Source organism: Colwellia sp. MB02u-9 (assembly GCF_014077085.1).
Classification (GTDB): Bacteria; Pseudomonadota; Gammaproteobacteria; order Enterobacterales; family Alteromonadaceae; genus Cognaticolwellia.
In genome coordinates this window covers 70,364-95,709 of the sequence record NZ_JACGVF010000098.1, presented here as the reverse complement: position 1 = coordinate 95,709, position 25,346 = coordinate 70,364, and the positions used below count along the sequence as shown (strand labels likewise).

The window sequence follows — 25,346 nt, the reverse complement described above, 5'->3', positions numbered from 1 at the left end:
TGCACGATTTGAACAAGCAATAAAATTAAAAATTGATGTCATTAAAATAAATATAATAACGATAACAAAACAATTTATGAGGTAATTATGGAATTAGGTGCACTTAGAGGCGTCATTGGCATTTTCGCGTTATTGGCAGTGGCGGTCTTTTTCTCTAAAGATCGCAGCGCAATTAATTGGCGAACCGTAGGTTTTGCCTTTGCATTACAGATATTACTCGGTGCATTTGTACTTTATGTGCCCTTTGGTAAAGATATTTTAGGCTCGATAACCAATGGCGTTCAACAAGTTATTAATAGTGCACAAGCCGGCATAAACTTCTTGTTTGGTGGTTTAGGTACCGATGCCATGTTTGATAACGGCGTTGGCTTTGTTTTTGCTATTCGTGTATTGCCGGTTATTATCTTTTTCTCATCGCTTATCGCAGTACTTTACTACCTTAATATTATGCAATGGGTAGTAAAAATTATCGGCGGTGGCTTACAAAAACTATTAAAAACCTCTAAACCTGAGTCATTATCTGCCACAGCTAATATATTTGTTGGCCAAACAGAAGCCCCTTTAGTCATCCGCCCTTATATCGCCAAAATGAGTCAATCAGAGCTTTTTGCCATTATGGTCGGTGGTTTAGCATCTGTCGCAGGCTCTATATTGGCCGGCTATGCTGGTTTAGGCGTGAAACTTGAATATTTAATTGCTGCATCGTTTATGGCCGCACCTGGTGGCTTGCTGATGGCAAAACTACTCATGCCTGAAACAGAGGTCATTAACAATGATTACAGCGATGTAGAGTTGGCTGAAGCAGAAGCTAAACCGGTTAATGTTATTGATGCTGCTGCCACAGGTGCCGCTTCAGGTTTAAAACTAGCGGTTAATGTAGGCGCCATGTTACTGGCTTTTATTGCCATTATTGCATTACTTAATGCCATGGTGTCAGGCTTTGGTAGCATATTAGGCTTTGAAGGCGTAACAATTGAATGGCTACTGGGCTATATTTTTGCCCCTTTTGCCTACCTTATTGGCGTGCCATTCGACGAGATGTTGCAAGCAGGCAGCTTTATTGGCCAAAAAATTGTCGTTAATGAGTTCTTTGCCTACGTAAATTTTGTTGAAATTAAAGATACCCTTTCCCCAACAACTCAAGCGATTATTACCTTTGCTTTATGCGGCTTTGCCAACTTATCTTCCATTGCCATTTTATTAGGTGGTATCGGCTCAATGGCACCTAATCGTCGCCCTGACATTGCACGATTAGGTATGAAAGCCATGTTAGCAGCAACTATGGCTAACTTAATGAGCGCCGCTATTGCTGGGGTTTTTGTAAGTTTATAATTAACTAAAAGCTGTAAAGGTTTAGCTTTCAGTTTTAAGCTGTCAGCTCTCAGTTATTTGGGATTAGTTATTAATTATTAGTGATTAGTGGGCAATTTGGGTTTTGAGGTGAAAATGAGTACTATTGAACAATACGCACAGCGTGCACTTAACATGATGGATTTAACCAGTTTAACTGACGTTGAAAGTGCCGATGATATTATTCAGCTTTGCCAAAAGGCTAAATCACCTTGTGGTAACACTGCCGCTATCTGTATCTTTCCGCGTTTTGTGCCCTTAGCAAAAAAAACCTTAGCGGCACAAGGTACGCCTGAGATAAAAATTGCCACGGTAACTAACTTTCCACACGGTAACGACGATATTGATATTGCTGTAGCTGAAACTAAAGCCGCGGTTGCCTATGGCGCAGATGAAGTCGATGTTGTATTTCCTTACAAAGCCTTAATAAAGGGTAATGACAAGGTGGGCTTTGAACTCGTAAAAGCCTGCAAACAAGCTTGTGGCAATAACACCAAACTGAAAGTTATAATTGAAACCGGTGAGCTTAAAACTGACCAGCTTATTACTCAAGCGAGTGAAATTTGTATCGCTGCCGGCGCTGACTTTATTAAAACCTCAACTGGTAAAGTTGCAGTAAATGCCACACCTAGGGCAGCCAAATTGATGCTAAAGGTCATTAAAGCTAAAAACACTCAGGTAGGCTTTAAACCTGCTGGCGGCGTAAAAAACGCTGAAGATGCTGCGGTTTATCTTGATTTAGCGGCTAATATTTTAGGCACAGACTGGGCGACTAAAGTTCACTTTAGATTTGGCGCCAGCAGCCTATTAACCAACTTACTTAATACCTTAGGCTCGAGTAATAAAACAGCTGAGCCAACAAGCTATTAAGCACATTGCACCCAACAGATTACATAGCCCCCAACAACCATAAGTAGGATATCAATATAGCGATGGCGCAATTATATTTTTATTATTCAACCATGAATGCCGGTAAGTCGACCCACTTATTACAGTCTTCGTATAATTACCGTGAACGTGGTTTAAACACATTGCTGTTCACCGCACAAATTGATGACAGGTTTGCCAAAGGCAAAGTCTCATCTCGATTAGGTATCCATGCTGACGCCTTATTATTTGATGATAAATCAAATATTTTCGAGCAAGTAAAATGCCAAATAAGTAGTAGCAAAATTGCTTGTATATTAATTGATGAAGCCCAGTTTTTAACTACACAGCAAGTTAGGCAATTAACCGATATTGTCGATGAATTAAAAGTGCCTGTTTTAGCTTATGGTATTCGTACCGACTTTCTCGGTGAAACCTTTGTCGGTAGTGCAGCACTTCTTGCCTGGGCTGATAAATTAGTAGAGTTAAAAACAATTTGTCATTGCGGTAAAAAAGCAAATTTTGTTATGCGCTGTGATGAGTATGGCAATGCCGTTAAAGGTGGCAAGCAAATAGAAGTGGGTGGTAATGAACGTTACGAGTCTTTATGTCGCCGGCATTTTAAAGCCCTTGTTTGGCATTAACTAAGCAACTACGCTATTTATATTTCACATAACAAATAAAAAGGAATGCCATGGCATTCCTTTTTTGTTGTGCTTATTTCAATAGCGCTAATTTATTAATACGGCTCTATTAATGCCAAGTGTATTAACACTATTCTATTAATACAAAGTTTATTAAAACTAAGCGGAAATGGTTTGATAAATAACCGGTTGTTGCTCAGCTTGCTTGCTATCAATCACTAAAGCCCCTTGATACTGTAGACTAGCTAGTAGTGCTGAGCTTTCATCTCTAGCATGCACTCGAGCCACCACATCACCACGGTTAACTAAGGTGCCAATGGGTAATACTCTGTCAAAACCAACACTATGGTCAATTTGCTGACCATTTGCTGTGCGTCCACCTTTTAAGCCCACCACAGCCAAGCCAATATCACGGGTTTGCATAGCATTAATATAACCGTGATCTAATGCAATAACATCTTTAATACATGCGGCGCGTTGCATTGAACGCCAAGGATCTTCCATAAAATCACTTGGACCACCCAAGGCATGGATCATTTTACTGAAAATTTCAGCTGCAGCGCCAGAGGCCAGTGCATGGTTAATTTTTACTAATGCGGCATCTTCATTATCCACAACTTTTGCGCTAACTAACATAGCTTTAGCTAATGCAACTACCACGGCATGCAAGCGAGGTTCACGCAGCGAGCCAGTTAAATATTTAACCGTTTCGGCCATTTCCAAAGCATTACCCGCGGTTGCACCTAATACTTGGTTCATATCAGTGATAATAGCTTGTGTCGGTACACCGGCGCCATTAGCCACATTAACAATACTTTGCGCTAGCGCTTTAGCATCAGCAATATTTGACATCATAGCGCCATTACCAACTTTGACGTCCATGACCAAAGTATCAAGCCCTGCTGCCAATTTTTTTGACAATATAGACGCAGTGATCAGGGGAATAGATTCCACCGTGGCAGTAATATCGCGAATGCCATATAAACGTTTGTCTGCCGGCGCTAAATTATCCGTTTGAGAGATAATTGCCATACCTAAATCTTTTACAATCGCTTTAAATTCAGCAGTACTGGGTTGAACATTAAAGCCGGCGATACTTTCTAGTTTATCTGCTGTTCCGCCGGTGTGACCCAAGCCACGCCCTGCAATCATGGGAACATAAGCACCACAAGCGGCCACAATAGCAGCTAACATAAAGCTAACCTTGTCGCCAACACCGCCGGTTGAATGTTTATCAACCACTGGGCCGTCTAATTCTGGCCATGACAACACATCACCTGAGTTTTTCATCGCCATAGTAAAGTCGATGATCTCACGGGTTTGCATGCCTTTTTGAAAAATTGCCATGGCCATTGAACCGGCTTGAGCATCATTAAAATCTAAGGTAACTAAACCATCAACAAAGCTTTGAATTTGTGCTTGTGAGAGTGAACCACCATCACGTTTGGTACGAATTATTTCTTGTGGTAATAACATGAACTAAAATCCTTATTTTTCAAGTAAATCTTTCGGCATAAAAGCATCAGGTAATAATTCATTAACTGTCCATTGCTTTTTATTATTGTTGTGATTAACCGCCATAACAAGTGCATCGGGTGCTAAAAATTCAACAATAACCTGTCGACAAGCACCACAAGGGGGCGTTAACTTTTCTTGATTAGTATAAATAACGATGGCTGAAAATGCTTGTTCACCTGAAATCACCCCTTGTGCTAAACAATTACGTTCAGCACAAACGGTTAGGCCGTAAGAAGCATTCTCTACATTGCAGCCTTTAACTATTTTGCCGCTAGCGGTTAACGCTGCCGCACCAACATGAAAGTTACTATAGGGTGCATAGGCGTTTTCAAAGCCCGCTTTCGCGGCATTAACCAATCTTGATATTACATTATCTTCAATATTTGACATTATAAAAGCCTTTATCTGACCAAGTGGTCAACTTATGTTCTATCGTAGTAAATCAGTAGGAGAAATGCAACTGAAAAAAGCGTTAAATAAAATCTATTACAGCGTATTGTAATCAACTTATTTTTCGCACGTTATTTAACGGTAGATTAAAAGGTAAAAAAAAAGCCAACATTACTGCTGGCTTTGTTAGTAAGGTTTATGAATGATTAGAAAGTATATTTAACACCAATCTTCATAGACCATGTAGACTCACGATCTTGGAATCTAGCAGGTGACTCTCCTGCAGAAATATTTGCACTTTCGTACACGTATTGACCGCCATCATTAATGCTGTAATCAAGTAATTCTGTTGCAGATTGACCAAATGGTAATTGGTAAACGCGTGCAGCACCTTCATCAAAAATAGCTAATGCGTTTTTAATATCAACATAGAACAAACCTTTATGCCCAGTTAAGAAACCTGGAATTTCTTGTTCAAAGCGTAAATCCATCGTCGTTGTCCAAGGCGCTGTATAAGCATTCTTGTCAAGATAACCACCATCAGAGCTAATACCCGCTGTTGCTAACTCGGCCATAATTTCGTCGTAGCTTAAGCCATTATCAAAATCGACAGCACCGTCACTAGCACCCGTTGGAATATAAGGTAAGTTAGCGGTAGTAAGATCTAAGTTGCCTGACAAACCGTCACTGTCGTTATAACCTAACAAGTAACTAAATGGTCTACCTGATTTACGCTCCCAAAACATATGCATACCTGTGTTATAACCTTCAAACATTTCAGTATTATATGAAAGGTTGAACGTTAAACGATGCTTAACTTGGTAGGCTGATGTACCAATAGTAGGATTCTCAGGATCAACAACCGGGTTAAAGTTATATGCTGTATTTGATGAAGTACCAGTAGCATCTACACGATTACGAATAGTTGAATGAGTATATGAGAAGTTAGCTTTAAAACCGCTCTGCCAGTTCTTTGCAATGCTCAATGTTTCAATTATCGTATGACCACCAGACGTATTAGTCAATAACACATCACGAGCTTCTCTATCAGCATTAGCAAAAGTATAAATTGGGCGGCCTTCAACAGTTAGACCACCATTTCCTTTTGAGGTATCTAAAGTACGAGAAAGATCAGACCAAGCCATGTCTTTCTGGATATCTTTATAAAGTACTTCACCACTTATGCGCCAATCATCACCTAAACCTATGTCACTTAAATTAGCAACATAATCTGCAGCTAAGCTGTATTGCCATGTAGTAGGGATTTCGAAGTTTGGATCAATAGCATCAATATTAGAGTTTGGTCCACCTAACTCAGATTGAGCAATTTGGTCTTGCGCAGTTTGTGGTATGCCACTTGGATCAGCATCTTGCAAAAATGCTGCGCTGCTACTGCGATATAATGCGATTCTAGAACCGTCATTACTGAACGCATTTGAGATGAATACATTGGGACGGCCACCACTAAATAGACCAGCGCCACCACGGATAGTCAACTCATCAGTTGCGCTCCAAGTAAAGCCAAAACGTGGTAAAATGATGTCTAAGCCGTCAAGGTTTTCATTATTGGCATAAGCATAGCGATCGAAGAAGCTTTCATTAAAGTTTGGTGCATCATCATTCACCGTTGATTCATAACGTAAACCATAAGTTACGTTAAGTGAATCATTTACATCCCAACTATCTTCAATATAAAAAGCGTGATTTTCAAGCGCAAACTCAGCGGCTGCATCATCACGGTTTAAGCTCGGGTTATTTTGATATTCAAAAAATCCTGCATTGCCAGCTTCAAAGTCATCAATGCTATCAAAATACCAAGAACCTAAATAATGCTGCATGAAAAGGTTATAAACATCTACTTTTTCGTATTCCCAACCAAATGAAATCGCATGATCTTCATACAAATAATCACCACTGATACGAACTTGTAAGGTCTCATTGGTTAACTGGTTTGCGTGGCGACTGTCATCAGCGCCCAACATAATTTCGCCGCCATTAACGGTGTCAATTTTAACTTCACCAAATTCATAGCCACCTAGTGATACTTGACCGTTAATAGATTCTTTTTTCGATACCTTAACTTCTGTTGAAAATTCTTGAGTCCAGTTTGAAAATACTTGAGCAACATAAGTGTCAAACTCGTTAGAGCGATTATACCAATGAGAAGATAAATACAAGTCATCAGAGTTACCACTACCCTGATTACCGGCGCTATTACTAGAGCCATGCGCATAGGTAAAAGTCGCACGATGATCTTCATTAATATTCCAATCTAACTTCAATGAATATTTTTCATCTTCTAGTGGAATAGAGTTATCCCAACTACCGGCATCATAACCATATTTACTTTTAGCAATATTGACCACACGATCAACTTCTGCTTGCGACACTTGGCTAACTTTGTTGGCTACATTTGCATCTGACGGGCCTTTGTCTACCGAACTGGGTGATTCAAAAGTTTCGTATGACGCGAAGAAGAAGAGTTTGTCTTTAATAATTGGACCGCCGAAAGTTGCACCCCAAGTCTCTTCATCAAATTTTAAAGCAATTTTATCGCCATCATCTGTTTCAGGTGTTCCTGCCCAAGCATCTTTAGCTTGCTCAATAAACATAGAACCATGAAACTCGTTAGTACCCGATTTAGTTACTACGCTAACTTTACCACCTGAAAAACCACCTTCTTTAGCGGTAAATGGCGCAATAGCAACACTAATTTGAGCAATTGAATCAAAAGCAATAGGAGAACGCTCTGTAGGGTAACCGTTACCGGCTAAACCAAAGTCATCGTTAAGGTTCACACCGTCAACCGCTAAACTGTTATATTTAGGGTTACTACCTGCTAAAGATAAGCTATTGCCATCATTACTAACAACAGCCATTGGATTTTGTCGAACAATATCTTTTAAATCACGGTTAAATGCGGCTGATTTAGTTAAAGCATCACCACTAAAGACACTTGATGAGCCTTTTGACGGGTCAAAAAATGTTGAAGAACCTGTTACCGCAATACGCTCAATATTAGTATCTTCTAATACTTCACTGATTCGAAATACATCACCTAAAGTAATGTAAATACCTTTAAGTGTTTTATCTGCATAAATATCAGAGTCGATCGTGACGGTGTATGGACCACCAACACGTAAACCTTGTGCAGAAAAATTACCTGTGTCGTTAACTTTTAAAGTTTTACGAGTACCTGAAGGTTCGTGAACAATAGTAATAGTAGCATCAGTAACAACACTGCCATTGTTGGTTAGAATGTTACCGCGCATTGACGATGACGTATCATCAGCCATGGCCGATGTTGACAATCCAAACGCAAGTACAATTGCGCCAGTAATCCTTGAGAGACGATGATTTTTCATCATATTATTCCTTGGTATAAGTTAAATTTTTATTTGTTAAGTGTTTTATGTAAGTTTTACTGAGCTAATTTTAAGCTCTTTATTATTTTTTTAGTGCTATCTCGGTGAAATTAAAACAGAGTTTTCTTACATTATCATTACAAAATTTTACAGGTCACCTGCTGAGAATTTACATTTTTTAACTTCACAAAACAGCAAAACAAAGCGAATGCGCTTAAAGCTATAAATAACAACAGCCTAACCTTGTTTTTAAAACATGACTAAAAATAGCTTATAACTATAGTCACATTAAAACAGATTAACTATAACAAAAAATGATAAAAACAAACCATTTGGTCAAGATAAAATAAAGTATGATTTTATCTAAGTTAATAAAGGCCTGTATTAACTTAGATAAATTAACCATAGGTAAATTTATCTAAGTCAACTATTTTTAAAAATATCAAAAAATGCTGATGAAAGAAGACCAAACTTATTAAACAGTGTCTTAACACTATATTTAAACTAAACTGGCCAGTTTTTAACTCCTCAGCATGAGTTTATTGATATATGTACCAGATTAACTCCGTAAAATTTTTAACAATTTTACCAGTGTTAATAGTAATTTTTATTGGCTGAGCATAAGCTAACAACTGTAATATTGACCTAATAAAATAGTGTTAATGACTATAAAAATATAAACAGAAAGGTTATTCGCGTGAACAACAATACCAGCAATGAAAAGCAAGGAAGTATTCGGGCCCGAAGTGAAGCTATTATTTTAGCGGCGGCCCAAAAAGAGTTTATTCTCCAAGGTTTTAAAGGTGCTACCGTTCAATCTATTGCCGATAGCGCGAATCTGCCTAAAGCAAACGTATTATATTATTTCAAAAATAAAGAAAATATTTATCATGCGGTATTACAGTTAACCTTAGATACCTGGGATCAAGGTATTGGTGAACTTGATATTAACGACGGTCCTGTTGTGGCGATTGAAAAATTTATTGCTTCGAAAGTAAAAATGTCTTTTGAACACCCTCAGGCATCAAAAATTTATGCCATGGAAATCATACAAGGGGCGTTGCATTTAAAAGAGTTTTCTCGCACTTATTTACGCCAATGGGTAAGAGAAAAAGCTAAAGTATTTCAAGTGTGGATAGATAGCGGTGAAATGAAAAATGTTGATCCGGTAAAACTTATTTTCTTAATTTGGTCTTCAACTCAACATTATGCTGATTTTGAACAACAAATATTAACCATTATGAATCGTGCCGATTACGAAGAAGACGATGTAACCCAAGTAACCGAGTTTTTAACTGATTTTATATTACGGGGTTGCGGCCTAAAATAGGAATTTATATGCGAGTATTAAGCTATTTACTGACAACTACCTTGTTAGTCTATTCAGGTATTGCTATGTCACAAACGTCAAATAGTTCAAGTCCAACCTCAAGCTTACGCATTGCTACTTTCAATGTCAGCATGGAAGCATTAAATTACTTACCTGCAAAATTAGGTAAAGAACAAAAGCCGACAGGAAATGAGTTAGCCGTAGCGTTAGTAGAAAATCATCAGCAAATTAAAAATATTGCTGAAATTATTCAACGCGTAAATCCTGATATTATTTTATTGAATGAATTTGACGGTAATGACCCTAAACATCAATCACTAAAACGCTTTTTAAGCAATTATCTAGCAAAAAGTCAGCAAGGTCACACGGCGGTTAACTACCCCTATTTTTATCAAGGCCCAGTTAATACGGGTGTTGCTTCTGGTGATGACTTAAATAACGACAACAAAGTAGGTGAATTACCCAATGATGCCTATGGTTATGGGCTTTTTTCAGGGCATTTCGCCATGGCATTGTTATCTAAATATCCTATTGTTGAAGAGAAAATCAGAACCTTTCAACTGTTTAAATGGCGCGATATGCCAAACGCCTTAATACCCGTAAATCCTGACTCAAAAACACCTTGGTATAATGAACAAGCCTGGAGTAATTTTAGATTATCATCTAAATCTCACTGGGATATACCACTGAACGTCAATGGTAATGAAGTTCACATTTTGGCAAGCCATCCTACCCCACCAGTATTTGATGGGCCAGAAGATAGAAACGGTAAACGAAACTTTGATGAAATACGTTTTTGGACTGATTACCTAACCCCGAGTGCTGCCAGTTATATTTATGACGACAATAAGCACTTTGGTGGTTTAGCTCAAGATAAAGCTTTTGTTATATTAGGTGATTTAAATGCCGATGCTATAGAGGGCAGTGCAATAAAGTCGGGCATTGATCGCTTAATCAATCATCCCCGTGTTATTGATGCCAAGCCAAGTAGCGAAGGTGGAAAGTTACAGCGAAATAATAATGCCAATGCAAAATATCACACGGCATTTTGGGGCATGCGAGCTGATTATGTTTTGCCTGCAAAAGCACAATTTAACGTACTTGGCTCAGGTATATTTTGGCCAAAAGAAAATGAAGCTGAGTTTCGTTTAATTAAAGACCGTGCTGCCTCGTCAGATCACCGACTTGTTTGGGTGGACCTAGCGTTTAAAAATCCAATTAATAAATAACTGTTCTATATCAACCGAGTTAAATTCGACAGAGTTAAATTCGACAGAGTTAAATTCAACAGAGTTAAGCAGTTATATTTACCAATAATATTTAACGGAAATCAATATGAAAAAATTCATTCCAACCTTATTAACCAGCTTGATGATCTTGTCTTGTGGTCAGCTACAAGCATCTGATGATGCTAAAACAAGCACTATTGCAGACAGTAGCCCGAAAAATATCATTATGATTATTGGTGATGGTATGGGCCCAGCATATACCAGTGCCTATCGCTATTTTCATGACGACCCTAATACAGCTGAAATAGAACAAACAGTTTTTGACCGTCACTTTGTCGGTAATAGCAGTACCTATCCAGCTGCTGAGTCAGGTTACATTACCGACTCAGCCGCTAGCGCTACCGCATTATCAACCGGTATTAAAAGCTATAATGGCGCTATCGGCGTCAATGTTAACAAACAGCCCGTTGAAACCGTTTTGGAATATGCCAAACAAAGTGGCAAAAAAACCGGTGTTGTGCTTACCTTGCAAATTAATCACGCCACCCCTGCGGCTTATTTAGCTCATAATGTTCATCGCTATAATTACAATGCTATTGCCGACAGTTACATTGATGATGGCATCAAAGCCGACTTATATTTTGGTGGTGGCTGGAAATACTTTATTCGTGAAGATAGAAATATTGTTGATGAGTTTATAGAATCAGGTTTCCACTACATTGATAAATATAGTGAAATAAGCACTATCCCAGCAAATAAACCCGTACTAGGTTTATTTGCTAAAACTGGTTTACCTTGGGCCTTGGATGATACTAACAAGTACCGTTTATCCATGATGACACAAGCGGCAACAAAGCAATTAGAAAATGATAACGGCTTCTTCATGTTAATTGAAGGTAGCCGAATTGACTATGGCGGACACGCTCGAGATATTGCCGCCGCTATGCATGAAATGGACGATTTAGCCAAAACCTTAGAATACCTTGAAACTTATGTTAAAGAACATCCAGATACCTTAGTGGTGATCACAGCCGATCATAGTACTGGTGGCTTAAGTATTGGTAAAAAAACTGAACGCTCTAACGCTAATATCAACAGTAAATATTTATGGAAGCCAGAATTTTTACGTAGCATGACCATGTCACCAGAAACAATAGCAAAACGTTTTATGGATAAGGAATTATCTCTGACACAACTGGGTGAGTTGCTGTCATTTAAAATAACAGCTGCAGATATGGAAAATTTACAACAAGCTAAACTTGCTGATCACCAAATTGTTAAGCAATTTAAATTATTAGCTGCTGATGTAAAAAAAGCTAAAAGAAAGCCTAGACCATACCAGTCTGTACTTAATGTTATCACCAAAATTATTGATGTAAAAACCAACACAGGTTGGGGTTCCATTAGTCCTTCAGGTACCCATACCGGTATCGATGTGCCTGTGTTTGCCTTTGGCAAAGGCAGTGAAATGTTTTCAGGTTTTCAAGACAACACTGACATTGCCAAGAAAATTTTCACCCTATTAGGTAAAAAATAAAACAGCGCTATACCTACAAAAAAAGTAAAGCAAAACAAAGCAAAAGGCCGAGTAGTTTATAAATTATTTATAACTTGCTCGGCCTTTTGCTTTACTCTGTCCTGAAATGTGTTTTACCTGCAAGCGTATATTAGAACCTGTTGTGTAGACATGTCATAAAAAATGAGAATCGCGTCACGAGGTGAGAAAAATTAACATCATATGTGACTACGAATAATGTTTGAGACTACTAATCACTAAATTAGATTAACTGCTAATGATCACTTTTGCCACATAGAAGACCTAATTCACGCGTAAATTTATCTCCATAAATAGTCCGATCTGCTACTACAGGCCGCGTTCAGAATGAATTTATAACGCTAATTAATTGCGTGTAAAAATCGTTAGCTATTGGTTGTTCTTTAGGTCAACTGATCGCTAACAGATGACCTAGATGAGTTAATTTTAATTACTCCTTTTTCTTGCAAGCGCTACTCTCAATCTAATGTCTGCTACATGCTGGGATAGATGACATTAGCATATATTTCCTAAGGCGCTTTCGTCCACAATATTACTATTAGGCTAACATCCACTGTATCGGTTAAAATGCCCCTTATAGATGGTGACTGAGTCATCTATGGCGAAACAAAAAGGTAAAAATAATTGGAAAATACACAGCATAATTGGACTACTTGTCAGGAATGTCAGGGACGCAGCCAAAAAAGGAGAAAGCTGCGCAAAAAAGTGAAACTCAGCTTTCAAAGAGCGTTAGCGCACTTTGAAGAAATGAATGCCCAAGGCACGCCCCCCGTTCAACCGAAAGGTCACCTCTATGATTGTTTGAACTGTAGCGGCTCTGGCTTAGTTCAATCAGCTAGTCATCCTACAGCCGATACAGAAAACTACCCACACCTTGCTATTATTGGTGGTGGCATAGGTGGAGTAGCTTTGGCGGTAGCATGTAAACACCGCGGTATTCCTTTTACACTTTATGAACGTGATAGCGGCTTTGGTGCTCGCTCTCAAGGTTATGGCCTCACGTTGCAACAAGCAAGTAAGGCAATCAAAGCATTAGGCATTTTATCACTAAAGCATGGCGTAATTTCTACAAGACATGTGGTACACACCACTGATGGCAAAGAGATTGGAGAATGGGGCATAAGAAAGTGGTTGCCGTCTGAGATAAAGACCTCTGTGAAACGCAGAAATATACATATCGCCCGCCAATCTTTACGCTTTGCTTTACTTGAGCAACTTGGTGATCATGAGACTGTTAAGTGGGATCACCAATTAGTTGATTTTAAGGAAACTGAAGGTGCGGCCGTTGATCTGATCTTTAAAGTTAACACTAAAGGAAAGACCAAGAACGAGAGCAGCGCAGAAATAAAGCATGTTAAGGCCGATCTACTTGTGGGTGCCGATGGTATCCGCAGTTCGGTACGAAAATTATTGATTGGAGATGATATAAAACCACTACAATACCTAGGTTGTATTGTGATTTTAGGTATCTGTCCTTTGGCTGATCTCAACGGGCTTGAAAGCCCTTTGCTCGACTCGGCTACGGTATTTCAAACCGCCAATGGCCATGAACGAATTTACATCATGCCTTATGATTCAGAGTCGGTAATGTGGCAACTTAGCTTCCCTATAACAGAGGAGAACGCTAAAGCCTTGAGCGCTAAAGGTCCTCAAGCACTTAAAGAAGAAGCCTCTAAAAGATGTCAGTGGCATGATCCCATTCCTCAAATTTTATCAGCTACTAAGTCAGCGCTAGTTTCTGGTTACCCTGCTTATGACCGTGAATTACTTAATGCAGAATTGTTGGAAAAAGCAGGTAAAGTAACCTTAATCGGCGATGCAGCCCACCCGATGAGTCCATTTAAAGGGCAAGGGGCGAATCAAGCGCTGTTAGACGCGCTATCATTAGCTCGGGGTATATCCATAGGATGTAGACCTATGTCTCAATGGCGAGAAGCGGGTGTAAGAGCAAGTGTATTAACTGAGTTTGAAGCAGAAATGTTGACCCGCAGTGCTTCTAAAGTGAAAGGCTCAGCAGAGGCGGCACAGTTCCTACATTCCGACGTTGTACTTCATGAAGGTGATGAACCAAGAGGACGATGTTTGCTCAGAGAAGAGGCACAATATTAAACAAGCGCCATATTAATACTTGTTCTTTATAGCTATGAGCGTGTTACTTTTTAAAGCTATCTGTTTTTAACGTCAAGCGGCGTTTTATCGCATAATGATCTGACCAAGTAAACTGCTCAATAGGCTCACGCGTGCAAATACGTGCAGATTTTGATATCCACAGGTGAGCAATCGCCAAAGTAAACAAGATAGGCAAATATGACTTGTTTGGCGATGAATTGACAGATTGGCTATCTCGCTAAGTGCCTTGAATCGTGATAGAACAAAGCGCTGCTTTAATGACTACTTAGGCTAACTGTAAATGTTCATTTATCGAATTTTAATGGCAGCTTTGAGCCTTGAAGCGGTCACTAGGATTGAAAACAGAAAAACCAATAAGCGCTCATTTGTTTTGGCCCATCAAAATAAACTTAATAATTTTCTGATGATTTATGACGTTATGACTGTTTTTCTTACTCGTTTTGCCCCGAAAAATAATAAATTATTTCACATGTCAGCCTACAGGAACTATCAAGCCAGAAAATCCATTCTCGAAATTTTTGAAGAGCGACAGTTGTACTATTTAACTAAGCCTTTTGGCAACTAACGTCTGCGGTAAACAAGTTTAAAAACACTGGGTATCAAAGCATAAAGCTATGGCTAGTTCACAACTCATCTAACTATGACTAACCCAACATGATGCTAATAAATGTTTGAAGCGTTTATTTAAGGCGAACTATCGAGCCTGCCATTGTTAACAGTAAAATGAAGATATTTATGATCAATTATTTAATATATAAGAGATTTTTTATTTGCATTTTTAATGGTTAAAATTCAAAACGATTGAGTGATAAAATTTATAAGGTGAATACCTACTGAGTAAATTTTATAGCTTGTATTTAGCCATTTTTTCGCATGAAAAAGTAGAACGCTTAATTAATCAAATGGCTATAACCATAGCTTATTCGCTTGTTTCATCGCTTATTATTCGCTGGATTGAAAAAAAATTATAGTATTCTTTGACTTATATTAGATATGCCGTTTATATTCTATTAAGCTCAATGACCGAAACTTAAGCTCAAAAAATATCCGGTCTATCTTTTTACATAATGAAAATTATTACTAAACTAAAAGGTGATTTACCATGCTTCAATCAGTTGGTTTGCGCGATTATATGATCACTAACCCAATCAAGGTCAAAGAGGATGATAATTTATTAGATACGATGAAAATCATCATAGATAATAAAGTCTCAGGGGTTTGTGTAATAAATGAAAAGAAAGTCCTCGTAGGCGTACTTTCCGAAATGGATTGTTTAGCCGCCATACTCGAAAGCACTTACAACAATATTGGTGTTGGTTTAGTGAGTGAATATATGACTAAAGAAAATATAGTTGTTGCTCACCCTAGTGATGACATTATCAATGTCGCTCAGGACATGCTACTAAAAAAACATCGTCGTCGACCTGTGATTGAAGATGGTAAGTTGGTTGGGCAGGTTTCTTGTCGGCAATTACTGACAGCAGTTAATAAATTTAATAAGTAAATTTATTAACTTTATTAAAAGTACCAGATTTTTTATCACAGTACGGGCAAATAAGAGCAGTGACTTTATCTTCATTGATGGTTTTTTAGTCGCTTACACTGTTTTAGGCTTTATCAAACATAAGCCATGGTGCAGCATGCTTTAGCCATAATTGATTATGTTTGATAAAGCCCATTTTTGATTGATGTAGCTATCTGATTAGCGACATTAGAAAGTGTTTATTTATCGCCTTGTTCACTGAATTTGACCGCTTTATCGGCGATTGAGTAGGTAAAGCCTTTGGATATTAAATGCCGTAGCGCTTTTTGCTTTAATTTCATATCGTCAATAGGCTCTTCGCCAAACTTTCTGATCTTTAATGAAAGCGCCTTAGCAAAATAATCATCCTCAGACGTTTCTAACGCCCCAACACAGTCATTAATGATCTTGGATGCAAATCCCTTTACATACAATTTTTCTTTGATTTTATTAGGGCCAATATTTTTTTCTGATAAACTTGTCGTTAAGCGTGTTGCATAACGAAAATCATTAATAATGTCATGTTCTATCAGATAATTAAGTGCTGGCTCATTAAATTGAGTATCATCTTTAAACAACATATTGGCTTTTTGAAGTAACGTTTTTGCAGAGTAATCTCCATACCTTTCAATCATCCAAATCATATAAGATTTGACCCGATCATAAGAAATCACTTGTGGCTTTGCCTCTTTTTTACTTGTTTTTTTATACATGTGGCTACTTTGTTACTTTCAAAATCGGGTTTATTATAAGTCAGTCTTGCTTATACCAATTTCATTAATTAGGTGGTCTACTTTATACGCAGTAAAAATGACCAAATATAAGGTATTTATTTTAATAAATAGTGGTTCTAATTATTAAAATAAATAACGCAGTAGTTGGTTATTTTAACCAGTAAAAATCATCAGATAATTAGTGAGATTGGTATTAAACGCTTAGGCATTAAATGTCCATCAAGGTTTGCACAAAAGGCCAATAAAATTGGCCTTTTGATGATAATTAATTTTGATTACTACATTGCCATGCATTTAAATAAGATGAGTTAACAATAATCCCATCAAAGCCTTGTTCTTTTATCTTAATCAAACTTTTGAAGGCTTGACGATAGTCTTGATAAGCACCTGTCATCAACGCCACCATTTGCCATTCAGATGAATAACATAAATGATAATAATCGCTTAATGACCTGTTTTCTGTAGCAAATCTGATAACAGAACGTTTATGTTTATATACGCCATACTGAATATAGACTTGGTTATTTTCTGTCTGTAATTGATGATTTAAATTAATATTATAATCACTTAGCCACTCGCTCGGTAAAAGCTTAAAGTACCAATGTGGTTTTTCTGGCGTTAAAATATGCTCTGCAACTTTGATATTGTGCATATTAATATTTTTTTCAGCTGTGCTATCTGTTGCTTCTATATCGTTTGTTTTGTTTGTTTCATCTGTATTGCTTGCTAATGTTATAGCGAGGTTTTGCCCGTTTTCTTTAAATTCTGCACTATCATTAAGTGCTAGAACATTTGCTTGTCTGGTGATCTCGGCTTGCTTGTTATTCTCATCGTCAAACGCAGGCTTTACTGCTATTGCTTTTGGCGCTAGTTTCTCTGTGTTTATATTATTGACTACATTTATTGTTGGCTGTGTTGAGCTATTATAAATATTTGACAATTTTTCTAGCAAAGGGGCTACTTGCGGGCCTAAAAGTAATCCGGCCATTAAAGCAATGAAGAGTTTAAAGTTAATTGATTTGAAGTTAAATAAGGCGATTTTTGACTTAAGAGTGAGGTTTTCATCAAGATTAATAGGGTAAATTTTACTTTGATAATATTGGCTAATTTCCCCTGAGCTATATGATTTTTCTAATAAGGTATGGCCCCATAATTCAATAGTCAATAATGAGCTACCATAGCGTTGCCATGCCAGTAGCTGTCCTAACAAGTCATGTATATCCGTTGAAATCAAATCAGCATTTTCAAATGCCCAAATAGTGATAACTTCTTTGTCTTTGTTCTCAATTAAATACTGCTTGGCATTTTCAAGGAACTGTTCATTAGTTTCTATTGAGGAAAACTGATCGATACCGGCCGTTACTAAGACACGAGTTAAATCATCGAGGTGCTCAATTTTTCCTGGTAAAAAAACAACTTGATGATGTTCAGGGATATTTTCAATATAGGTTTTTTTTAAACTCGCTAACAGCTTTTCAGATTTGCTGGTAATAACTCGGCAAACTCCTGTTTCTATCACAGAATATAAAAGTTGAAATAAACCTTTTCTTATGGGTGAATCATTATTCATTCAACTCTCTTATATCAAGTACTATACATAGAACACGGATCACAACTTACTTTGCCATAATACTGACTATAATTATGATTTCTCACATATTACAACAAGGCAAAGGATGAAAACAAGTAAACTGTTTTGATCATCCCTCACTCGTTGTGTTCTGGTATGTTTTAAAAGCAGTAAAGCATTAAGCGTTTGATATTTGGCCTTTGATCTTTATAACCCGTATCAGGATCTGTTAGACAATAATATCTGTTGAAAGTAGAGCTAGACTCTGGCTAAACCCTGGCTAAATGGTAAGGTTCAAAAGTGCTTGCAGGCAAATACTTTATTGTACTTTATCAGTGCACACCTGAAAAATGCTAACGTGTGCTGTTTTACCCTAATAATTAAGGAAAAAGATAATTCAATGAAAAGTGCTTTATCTTGCGATAAGTTGTAGCGATGCAAAATAGGTCATGCTCATAGCCGCTAGAAAACGGCTTTGAATCAATTTATGATTAAATTCAAAGTCCGTTTAAAAGGCTTTATTTAACATCAGTCGTTAAACAAAATTTGCTACGAATTCTTAAGTTAAGTCACTTGCTATTGTTAAGTTCACTAGTGCAATACTAACTTGACAGATTAATGATACAAAATGCTCTTAACTACCTTGTTGCTCAAGCACTTGATTAAAATGCGCAAACCCTTGTGCTAAATCATCAATTAAATCATCAACATTTTCCAAACCCACATGCAAACGAATCAAGGGAAATTGATATGGCCAAGTGGTTGCAGTGCGCATATTATTAACCTTTGAAATACCTAAAACAAGGCTTTCAAACCCCCCCCACGAATAACCCATTTTAAAATGTTCCATGCTGTCTAAAAATGCCGTTAATGCCGCTTGATTCCCCTTGTTTAATACAAACGAAAACAAACCATTTGAGCCGGTAAAATCACGCTTGAATGCTTCATGACCTGGGCAAGATGGTAGCGCTGGATGTAATATAGTTTCAACCTCTGGGCGCGTTGACAACCAATGCGCTATTTTAAGTGCACTGGCCTGATGCTGCTGTAAACGTACGCTTAATGTTCTAATACCACGCATGGCTAAGTATAAGTCATCAGGAGAGGTACATTGCCCCATAATATAGCTGCTTTCACGCAATTGTGGCCAATGCTCAGCGTTTGCTGTTGCGGTACCTAACATGACGTCTGAATGGCCAACAATATATTTTGTCGCTGCTTGTATTGAAACATCGACACCGTAGTCAAAGGGTTGAAAATTTACCCCTGCTGACCAAGTGTTATCTAACATCACGATACAGTTGTGCCTATGAGCCACTTCAGCGATGGCGGGAACGTCTTGCACCTCCATGGTAACTGAGCCCGGTGATTCAAGAAACACCACACGGGTATTCGCTTTAATTAACGCTTCGATACCTGAACCAATCAGTGGATCATAATAGGTCGTTTCAATACCTAACTTAGCTAATATTTTATCGCAATAATCACGGGTGGGTTCATAGGTGCTATCAACCATTAAGATATGATCGCCCGTTTTAACAAAGGCTAGTATGGCATTAGTAATTGCCGCAGTACCCGACGGATATATGGCACAACCTGCGCCACCTTCTAACTCGGTCATAGCATCACTAAATGCGAACGAGGTTGAGGTACCACGACGGCCATAAAACAACACCTGATTAGTTTTATTTGCTGTGGCATGCTTCATTTCTTTGACAGAGTTAAATACTACGGTAGACGCGCGCTCTACGGGTGGGTTAACGACACCGCGTGTCCATTGGCTTTTGCGGCCGGCATTAATAAGTTTTGTTTCTTTTTTCATCTCTAGGTTACACTCCACGGTTGTATTTTTGGATATCGCTCGATAAGGGACTTATCCTTTTGAAATCAAGCAGCGCTGACAATTCACCAAGCGGCTAACTCATTTTTAACTTCAGCTTGCTAAAGTTCACACTTTTCAAAAATCAATTATAGCTATCTAGCCATCTATAGGTATTTGTATCGCGAATTAAATAAAGAAGCACGCTTTATTTTGTCATAACATAGTCGTGAACAGTATTAAGCAGATAAAATAGTATCATATGAGTAGTAGCCATTTGATTAATTAATACCAATCTCACTAATTATCTGATCATTTTTACTGGTTAAAATAACCAACTACTGCGTTATTTATTTAATAATTAGAACCACTAGTTATTAAAATAAATGCCTTATATTTGGTCATGTTTCCTGCATATAACGTAGACCACCTAATTAATGAAATTGGTATAATCAATTTTTTCTGAACTCAATTAAATACCAGCTATAACTTGTAGTTAGGAGATAGGAGTTATTCACCTTATAAATTTACCCCTTAAGCACTTTAACCCTTAAGAGCAAAGCAAGCATTAACTGGGTATAACACTATCAGTTGCCACCAGTGTTAGTCAGTTAGCTCAATTGTCCGTTTTAGCGCTCAAACAAGCTCATTTGGCTATTGGTAATTTCATCAAAACTGGTATTAATAAAAGGTAAAATAGCATCAGCTACCGCCAGCAATTGTCGATCAATGTAAAATTGATAATCCAAAGCAGCGCTTTGACAGCCTTTAGCTTGTGGGCCATTGGTGGTCATGAGATATTCAATCCACCCTTTATTTTGATACTTAAGAGGTTTTCCCTGTTGCTGATAAATTTCATCGGCTAGCCTTGCTGCTCTGACATGTGGCGGCACATTTTTAACGTAAAGTTCAAGCTTTCTGCGCAATCGTTTACGATAATAAAGTAGGCCATCATGCTTACCCGCTAAGGTATCGGCCACCATTTGCTTGATGTAATCAGCAACCGGTTCGTTATTAAAAACTTTCAAATACAAAGTACGTTGAAATTGCTTGGCTAATTCGGTCCAATCGGTGCGAACACTCTCTAACCCTTTAAAAACAAGTTGTTGTTGTTCGCCCTTTTGTACTAAGCCTGCATAGCGTTTTTTTGTACCTATATCTTGGCCACGAATGGTTGGCATTAAGAATTGACTAAAGTGGGTTTCAAATTCAATATCAAGCTCGCTAACAATATTAAACTGTTCTTTAAGTAATTTTTGCCACTTTTGGTTAATGTAATCTTGTAAAACTTTACCAAGCGCCCTACTCTGCTCTGCGCTTTGGTGGTCACCGACATGGACAAATATTGAGTCGGTGTCGCCGTAAATAACTTGATAACCTTTTGCTTCAATCCATGATTTAGTGGTTTTTAGTATGCTATGGCTGCGTTTCGTAATTGAGCCAGATAACCGGGGATCAAAAAATCGGCAGCCGGTTGAGCCTAAAACACCATAAAATGAATTCATAATAATTTTTATCGCTTGTGATAACGCAGCATTTTTATCTCTTTTGGCAATATCTCGCTCTTTCCAAAGCTCAGTGATGATATCGGGTAGAAAATGCTGTTCTCTTGAAAAATAAGCCCCGTCAAAACCCTCTATGGCTGTTTCTGGTGATTTTAAACCTTCAATTAAGCCCATAGGATCAATATTAAAACTGCGGATAATACTGGGATACAGGCTTTTAAAATCTAACACCAGCACATTTTGATAAAGCCCAGGGGTAGAGTCCATTACAAAGCCGCCCGGTGATTCAAAGCCTTGATCACCATCGCCCATATTAGGCGCAATATAGCCACTACGATGTAATTTAGGCAAATATAAGTTGGTAAAAGCGGCGACAGAGCCACCGATTCTATCAATGGCTAAACCCGTTAGCTGTGCCCTGAGCATGGCAAATTCTAATAATTGCGTATGCTGAAAAATTAACAGCACTAAGCGACAATCTTCTAAATTATAAATTGCTAGCGCTGTTTTATCATGATGAAAATTATTAGTTATTTCTTCAATTCGGTGATCAACATCGTCAACTTTTTTGCCAATACCTAGTAACGTATTCGCAACATTGTCGAGTGAAAAACTGGGAAAATTATAAGTAGCACTTTTCAGTAAGTCGATACCATCGAGCACTACACGGCCATTAATTTCAATAAATTGCTGTTCACTACTTTGATTTTTACGCCAATGGGGTGCTTTTTTATCTCGACCAATCGTAAATTTAAGGCCATATAAATCATAACGTTTTTGTAATAAAGCAAAATCAAAATTGATCACGTTCCAACCCATAATAATATCAGGGTCGTGTTGAGTAAACCAAGCGAGCAAACTCACTAATAATTCTTGTTCATTAGCTTGCCAAACAATATCAATGTCACGGGTAGCTTGTTGCTCGCGGGCTATTTCTTCTGCATTAGCAATCATCAACACTTGCTGACAATGCTCGCTATATAGCCCGATAGAATAGAGTTCACCCGACATTGAACATTCGATATCAAGCGATACGCTCGACAGTGCAATGTCAGTTTGTTGCGCTTTATCAATACGTTTACATTTAACCTGCTCAAAGCGCTGGTAAGCTTGATTATCAGCCGATCTCACCTTTACTGCCTGACCAGCAAAGGTGAGATCGGCGGTAATAAAACGCTCCATTAAAAAACGATCATCTGGGCGAATGTCGTCTTCATAACACTTAATACCTTTTTGCTTTAGTACAGCGCGGGCTTGGTAAAAATCACGTAAGGTCAAAAAATACACTGCCGCCACCGCAGCTTGATTAAATGCTTTTAGCGCAAGCGCTTTTATCTCGTCAAGGTTAATGCCTTGTTTAGCTAAAATGTCTTTAACATGAGTCACATCACTAACTTCAACAAAAAAAACCGCACGTTCGTTATCAATAATCAGCTGCACTGGCCCTTGTGGTGTTTTCAACCACAGGGTAATTTCAAGGTGATTGTTTCTGTCTGCCGCATTTCGGGTCAACAGAAAACCACGAGTGCTCGCTAACGATTGAACTACGCCAGGAAGGTTTTCAGGAGAAAGTTGCATTAATGGTTCTAATTACTCATGACAAACTGTTAATATATACAGCAGTGTAAATCATCTTTTGTCGATAGGAAACTACAGCCGCGATGTTAAGCGATAAAATTAAACAAGTTATTAGAACCTCCTATAAAAGCATAGGTGAAAACCTCACCAACTTTAACCCGCGCCAACAGCAAACCTTTTTAATTGCTGAAATTGCCAAAACACTGGCGGGTGATTACGACAAAGTACGTAAAATTATTACTATTGAGGCGGGCACAGGTACGGGTAAGTCTTTAGCTTATGCGCTTGGCGCTATTCCGTTAGCGTTAAATCGCAACAAAAAAGTTTGTATAGCGACCGCCACCGTGGCATTGCAAGAACAACTGGTTGATAAAGACCTGCCCTTTCTAAAAAAACACAGCGGTTTAGACTTTAACTTTACCTTAGCAAAAGGACGCCAACGTTATGTTTGTCGGCAAAAACTCGCGCAAGCGGTGGCGAATGACGACAGCCCGCAAGCCGGTTTTACCTTTGCAGAAAAACCCCAAGCGAGTGATATTCGAACCTTAAATAAGATGCACCAAGCGCTCAATGATAATAGTTGGCCCGGCGATATTGACGCTTGGCCAGAGTCAGTTAATCATCATATTTGGCAACAAATACAAGCCGATAAACATAGTTGCTTAAAGCATGTTTCAGAGCATAGTCATTGTCCATTTCATAAGGCCAGAGAGACCATGGACGCTGCTGATGTCTTAGTGGTTAATCATAGTTTACTCTTGGCTGATTTAGAACTGGGTGGTGGTAAAATATTACCGGCTCCTGAAGACACTTTTTACATTATTGATGAAGCACATCACTTGCCAAAAGTAACACGCGATCACTCCAGTGCAAACCTGACGCTTAAGGGCGCGATTGACTGGCTTAGTAAATTGCCAGAAACCGGTGATAAAATTGCAAAATTGGTTAACTCAAATAGCGCAATTTCTCCCTCAATAAAAATGGCTGACGATTGCCAAGATATATTAGCTGACATGCAAAAAGTGCTGAGTTTTATTGATAATAATCGCAGCCTTTATTTTCACCAACCAGTAAAAAATAGCAAACAGATGCAGATGCAAAACCAGCCACTGCAATTTCGTTTTGAAAACGGCGTTATTCCGCAATCATTAAAGCATTGGGCGGAAGATTTAACCCAGAGTTCTAAAAAATGTTTAACGCATTTAAACAAGCTTTATAACCTGCTGATGGAATCGGTGAAAGACGGTGATACGCAAATGTATTTAGCCGAACCCTTGTTGGCCGAATCTGGCTTTATGATCCAACGCTTGGAAAATTTTAATGCCTTATGGCAAATGTATGCCAAAACGGATAGCGACAAAGGTGCCCCTATGGCGCGTTGGCTGGAGCAAATTGAAGGTAAACGTACTGACTATTTAATGAGCGGCTCGCCAATCGAAGTGGGTTTCACCTTAGAAAATATGCTGTGGTCAAAATGTGAAGGCGCAGTGTTGTGCTCTGCCACTATTCTCGCTTTAAACTCGTTTGACCATTTTCGCCGACAAGCGGGTTTAAGAACCGATGATGGTAGCCAATACCAAAAAGTTGATTCTCCCTTTGATTATCAAAACAACGCGCAGCTGATCGTACCTAAAATGCAATATGAGCCAAGTGCGGATCAGTTTACTGACGAATTAATTGCCAAGTTGCCTGAACAAATCAAACGCGGTAAAGCAACGCTAGTGCTGTTTTCCTCATATTGGCAAATGGACAAAGTGGTGACCGCCCTGCGAGAAAAAACCAAGCTCAGTATTTTGGTGCAAGGCGAACAGTCTCGACAAAAAATCATTGAAACTCATAAAGCCCTTTGTGACAAAAAAGAAGACAGTATTATTTTTGGTACGCAAAGTTTTTCTGAAGGCTTGGACTTACCCGGCGACTATCTCACTAATGTGATTATTACCAAGTTGCCGTTTTCGGTACCATCATCGCCAGTAGAAGAGGCACAAGCAGAATATATCACGGCTAAAGGCGGCAATCCGTTTATGTCTATTTCGGTACCTGAGACCTCGAAAAAGCTGATTCAAGCAACTGGACGACTACTGAGAAACGAAAAAGATTATGGTGTTATTATACTAATGGACCGGCGTGTGGTGAATAAACGTTACGGTAAAGACTTATTAAACTCTTTACCGCCATTTAAACGTATTATTGAGTGAAACGACGCCTAGTTAAGAAACTATACCGGTTTAATTGGGTAT

The 25,346-nt window shown here is 38.3% G+C and carries 16 protein-coding genes; 9 read left to right on the top strand and 7 right to left on the bottom strand.

The genetic code is table 11. The annotated features are described in order from the left end of the window. Positions 1 to 87 precede the first annotated feature (87 nt). The 3 genes from H4J65_RS14515 (at position 88) to H4J65_RS14505 (ending at position 2,861) form a co-directional block, all read left to right on the top strand. The gene (locus H4J65_RS14515; RefSeq protein WP_182198649.1) at positions 88 to 1,332 is read left to right on the top strand and encodes a NupC/NupG family nucleoside CNT transporter; all 1,245 of its coding nucleotides are present in this window, start codon (positions 88 to 90) and stop codon (positions 1,330 to 1,332) included. A gap of 114 nt (positions 1,333 to 1,446) precedes the next feature. Further along, on the top strand, positions 1,447 to 2,220 hold the full coding sequence (gene deoC / locus H4J65_RS14510) for a deoxyribose-phosphate aldolase (protein ID WP_182198648.1): 774 nt from the start codon (positions 1,447 to 1,449) through the stop codon (positions 2,218 to 2,220). Between the two features lie 62 nt (positions 2,221 to 2,282). Further along, the gene (locus H4J65_RS14505; RefSeq protein WP_182198647.1) at positions 2,283 to 2,861 is read left to right on the top strand and encodes a thymidine kinase; all 579 of its coding nucleotides are present in this window, start codon (positions 2,283 to 2,285) and stop codon (positions 2,859 to 2,861) included. A 159-nt stretch (positions 2,862 to 3,020) separates the two neighbouring features. On the opposite strand, the gene deoA is transcribed toward H4J65_RS14505, so the two are convergent. The 3 genes from deoA to H4J65_RS14490 form a co-directional block, all read right to left on the bottom strand. Further along, positions 3,021 to 4,337: a thymidine phosphorylase gene (deoA, locus tag H4J65_RS14500; protein WP_182198646.1), complete on the bottom strand. Its 1,317-nt coding sequence runs from the start codon at positions 4,335 to 4,337 to the stop codon at positions 3,021 to 3,023. 12 nt (positions 4,338 to 4,349) lie between these two features. Further along, entirely contained in the window at positions 4,350 to 4,769 is a 420-nt protein-coding gene (locus H4J65_RS14495) for a cytidine deaminase (RefSeq protein WP_182198645.1), read from the bottom strand. A 206-nt stretch (positions 4,770 to 4,975) separates the two neighbouring features. After that, complete coding sequence (locus H4J65_RS14490) at positions 4,976 to 8,137, bottom strand: TonB-dependent receptor (protein WP_182198644.1); 3,162 nt, start codon at positions 8,135 to 8,137, stop codon at positions 4,976 to 4,978. Positions 8,138 to 8,831: 694 nt separating this feature from the next. Between H4J65_RS14490 and H4J65_RS14485 the strand changes: the two genes are divergently transcribed. From H4J65_RS14485 to H4J65_RS14465, 5 genes are all read left to right on the top strand, one after another. Next, positions 8,832 to 9,464, top strand: coding sequence for a TetR/AcrR family transcriptional regulator (locus H4J65_RS14485; protein WP_182136818.1), 633 nt, complete (start codon positions 8,832 to 8,834; stop codon positions 9,462 to 9,464). 65 nt (positions 9,465 to 9,529) lie between these two features. Beyond that, on the top strand, positions 9,530 to 10,693 hold the full coding sequence (locus tag H4J65_RS14480) for an endonuclease/exonuclease/phosphatase family protein (RefSeq protein WP_220460904.1): 1,164 nt from the start codon (positions 9,530 to 9,532) through the stop codon (positions 10,691 to 10,693). 106 nt (positions 10,694 to 10,799) lie between these two features. After that, positions 10,800 to 12,230 carry an alkaline phosphatase gene (locus H4J65_RS14475; RefSeq protein ID WP_182198643.1) on the top strand — a complete coding sequence of 477 codons (1,431 nt, stop codon included), beginning with the start codon at positions 10,800 to 10,802 and terminating at the stop codon, positions 12,228 to 12,230. Between the two features lie 642 nt (positions 12,231 to 12,872). Then, entirely contained in the window at positions 12,873 to 14,357 is a 1,485-nt protein-coding gene (locus H4J65_RS14470) for an NAD(P)/FAD-dependent oxidoreductase (protein WP_182198642.1), read from the top strand. Positions 14,358 to 15,480: 1,123 nt separating this feature from the next. After that, positions 15,481 to 15,882, top strand: a complete 402-nt coding sequence (locus tag H4J65_RS14465) for a CBS domain-containing protein (RefSeq protein ID WP_220460897.1) — start codon at positions 15,481 to 15,483, stop codon at positions 15,880 to 15,882. Between the two features lie 218 nt (positions 15,883 to 16,100). Here H4J65_RS14465 and H4J65_RS14460 read toward each other — a convergent pair whose 3' ends face one another. The 4 genes from H4J65_RS14460 to H4J65_RS14445 form a co-directional block, all read right to left on the bottom strand. After that, the gene (locus tag H4J65_RS14460) at positions 16,101 to 16,613 is read right to left on the bottom strand and encodes a regulatory protein RecX (protein ID WP_182198641.1); all 513 of its coding nucleotides are present in this window, start codon (positions 16,611 to 16,613) and stop codon (positions 16,101 to 16,103) included. A gap of 286 nt (positions 16,614 to 16,899) precedes the next feature. Beyond that, complete coding sequence (locus H4J65_RS14455) at positions 16,900 to 18,204, bottom strand: hypothetical protein (RefSeq protein ID WP_182198640.1); 1,305 nt, start codon at positions 18,202 to 18,204, stop codon at positions 16,900 to 16,902. 634 nt (positions 18,205 to 18,838) lie between these two features. Next, complete coding sequence (locus H4J65_RS14450; protein WP_182185424.1) at positions 18,839 to 20,026, bottom strand: cystathionine beta-lyase; 1,188 nt, start codon at positions 20,024 to 20,026, stop codon at positions 18,839 to 18,841. 626 nt (positions 20,027 to 20,652) lie between these two features. Then, positions 20,653 to 23,106 carry a DNA polymerase II gene (locus tag H4J65_RS14445; protein ID WP_182198639.1) on the bottom strand — a complete coding sequence of 818 codons (2,454 nt, stop codon included), beginning with the start codon at positions 23,104 to 23,106 and terminating at the stop codon, positions 20,653 to 20,655. An 83-nt stretch (positions 23,107 to 23,189) separates the two neighbouring features. Between H4J65_RS14445 and dinG the strand changes: the two genes are divergently transcribed. Then, positions 23,190 to 25,304, top strand: a complete 2,115-nt coding sequence (gene dinG, locus H4J65_RS14440; protein WP_182198638.1) for an ATP-dependent DNA helicase DinG — start codon at positions 23,190 to 23,192, stop codon at positions 25,302 to 25,304. Positions 25,305 to 25,346 lie beyond the last annotated feature (42 nt).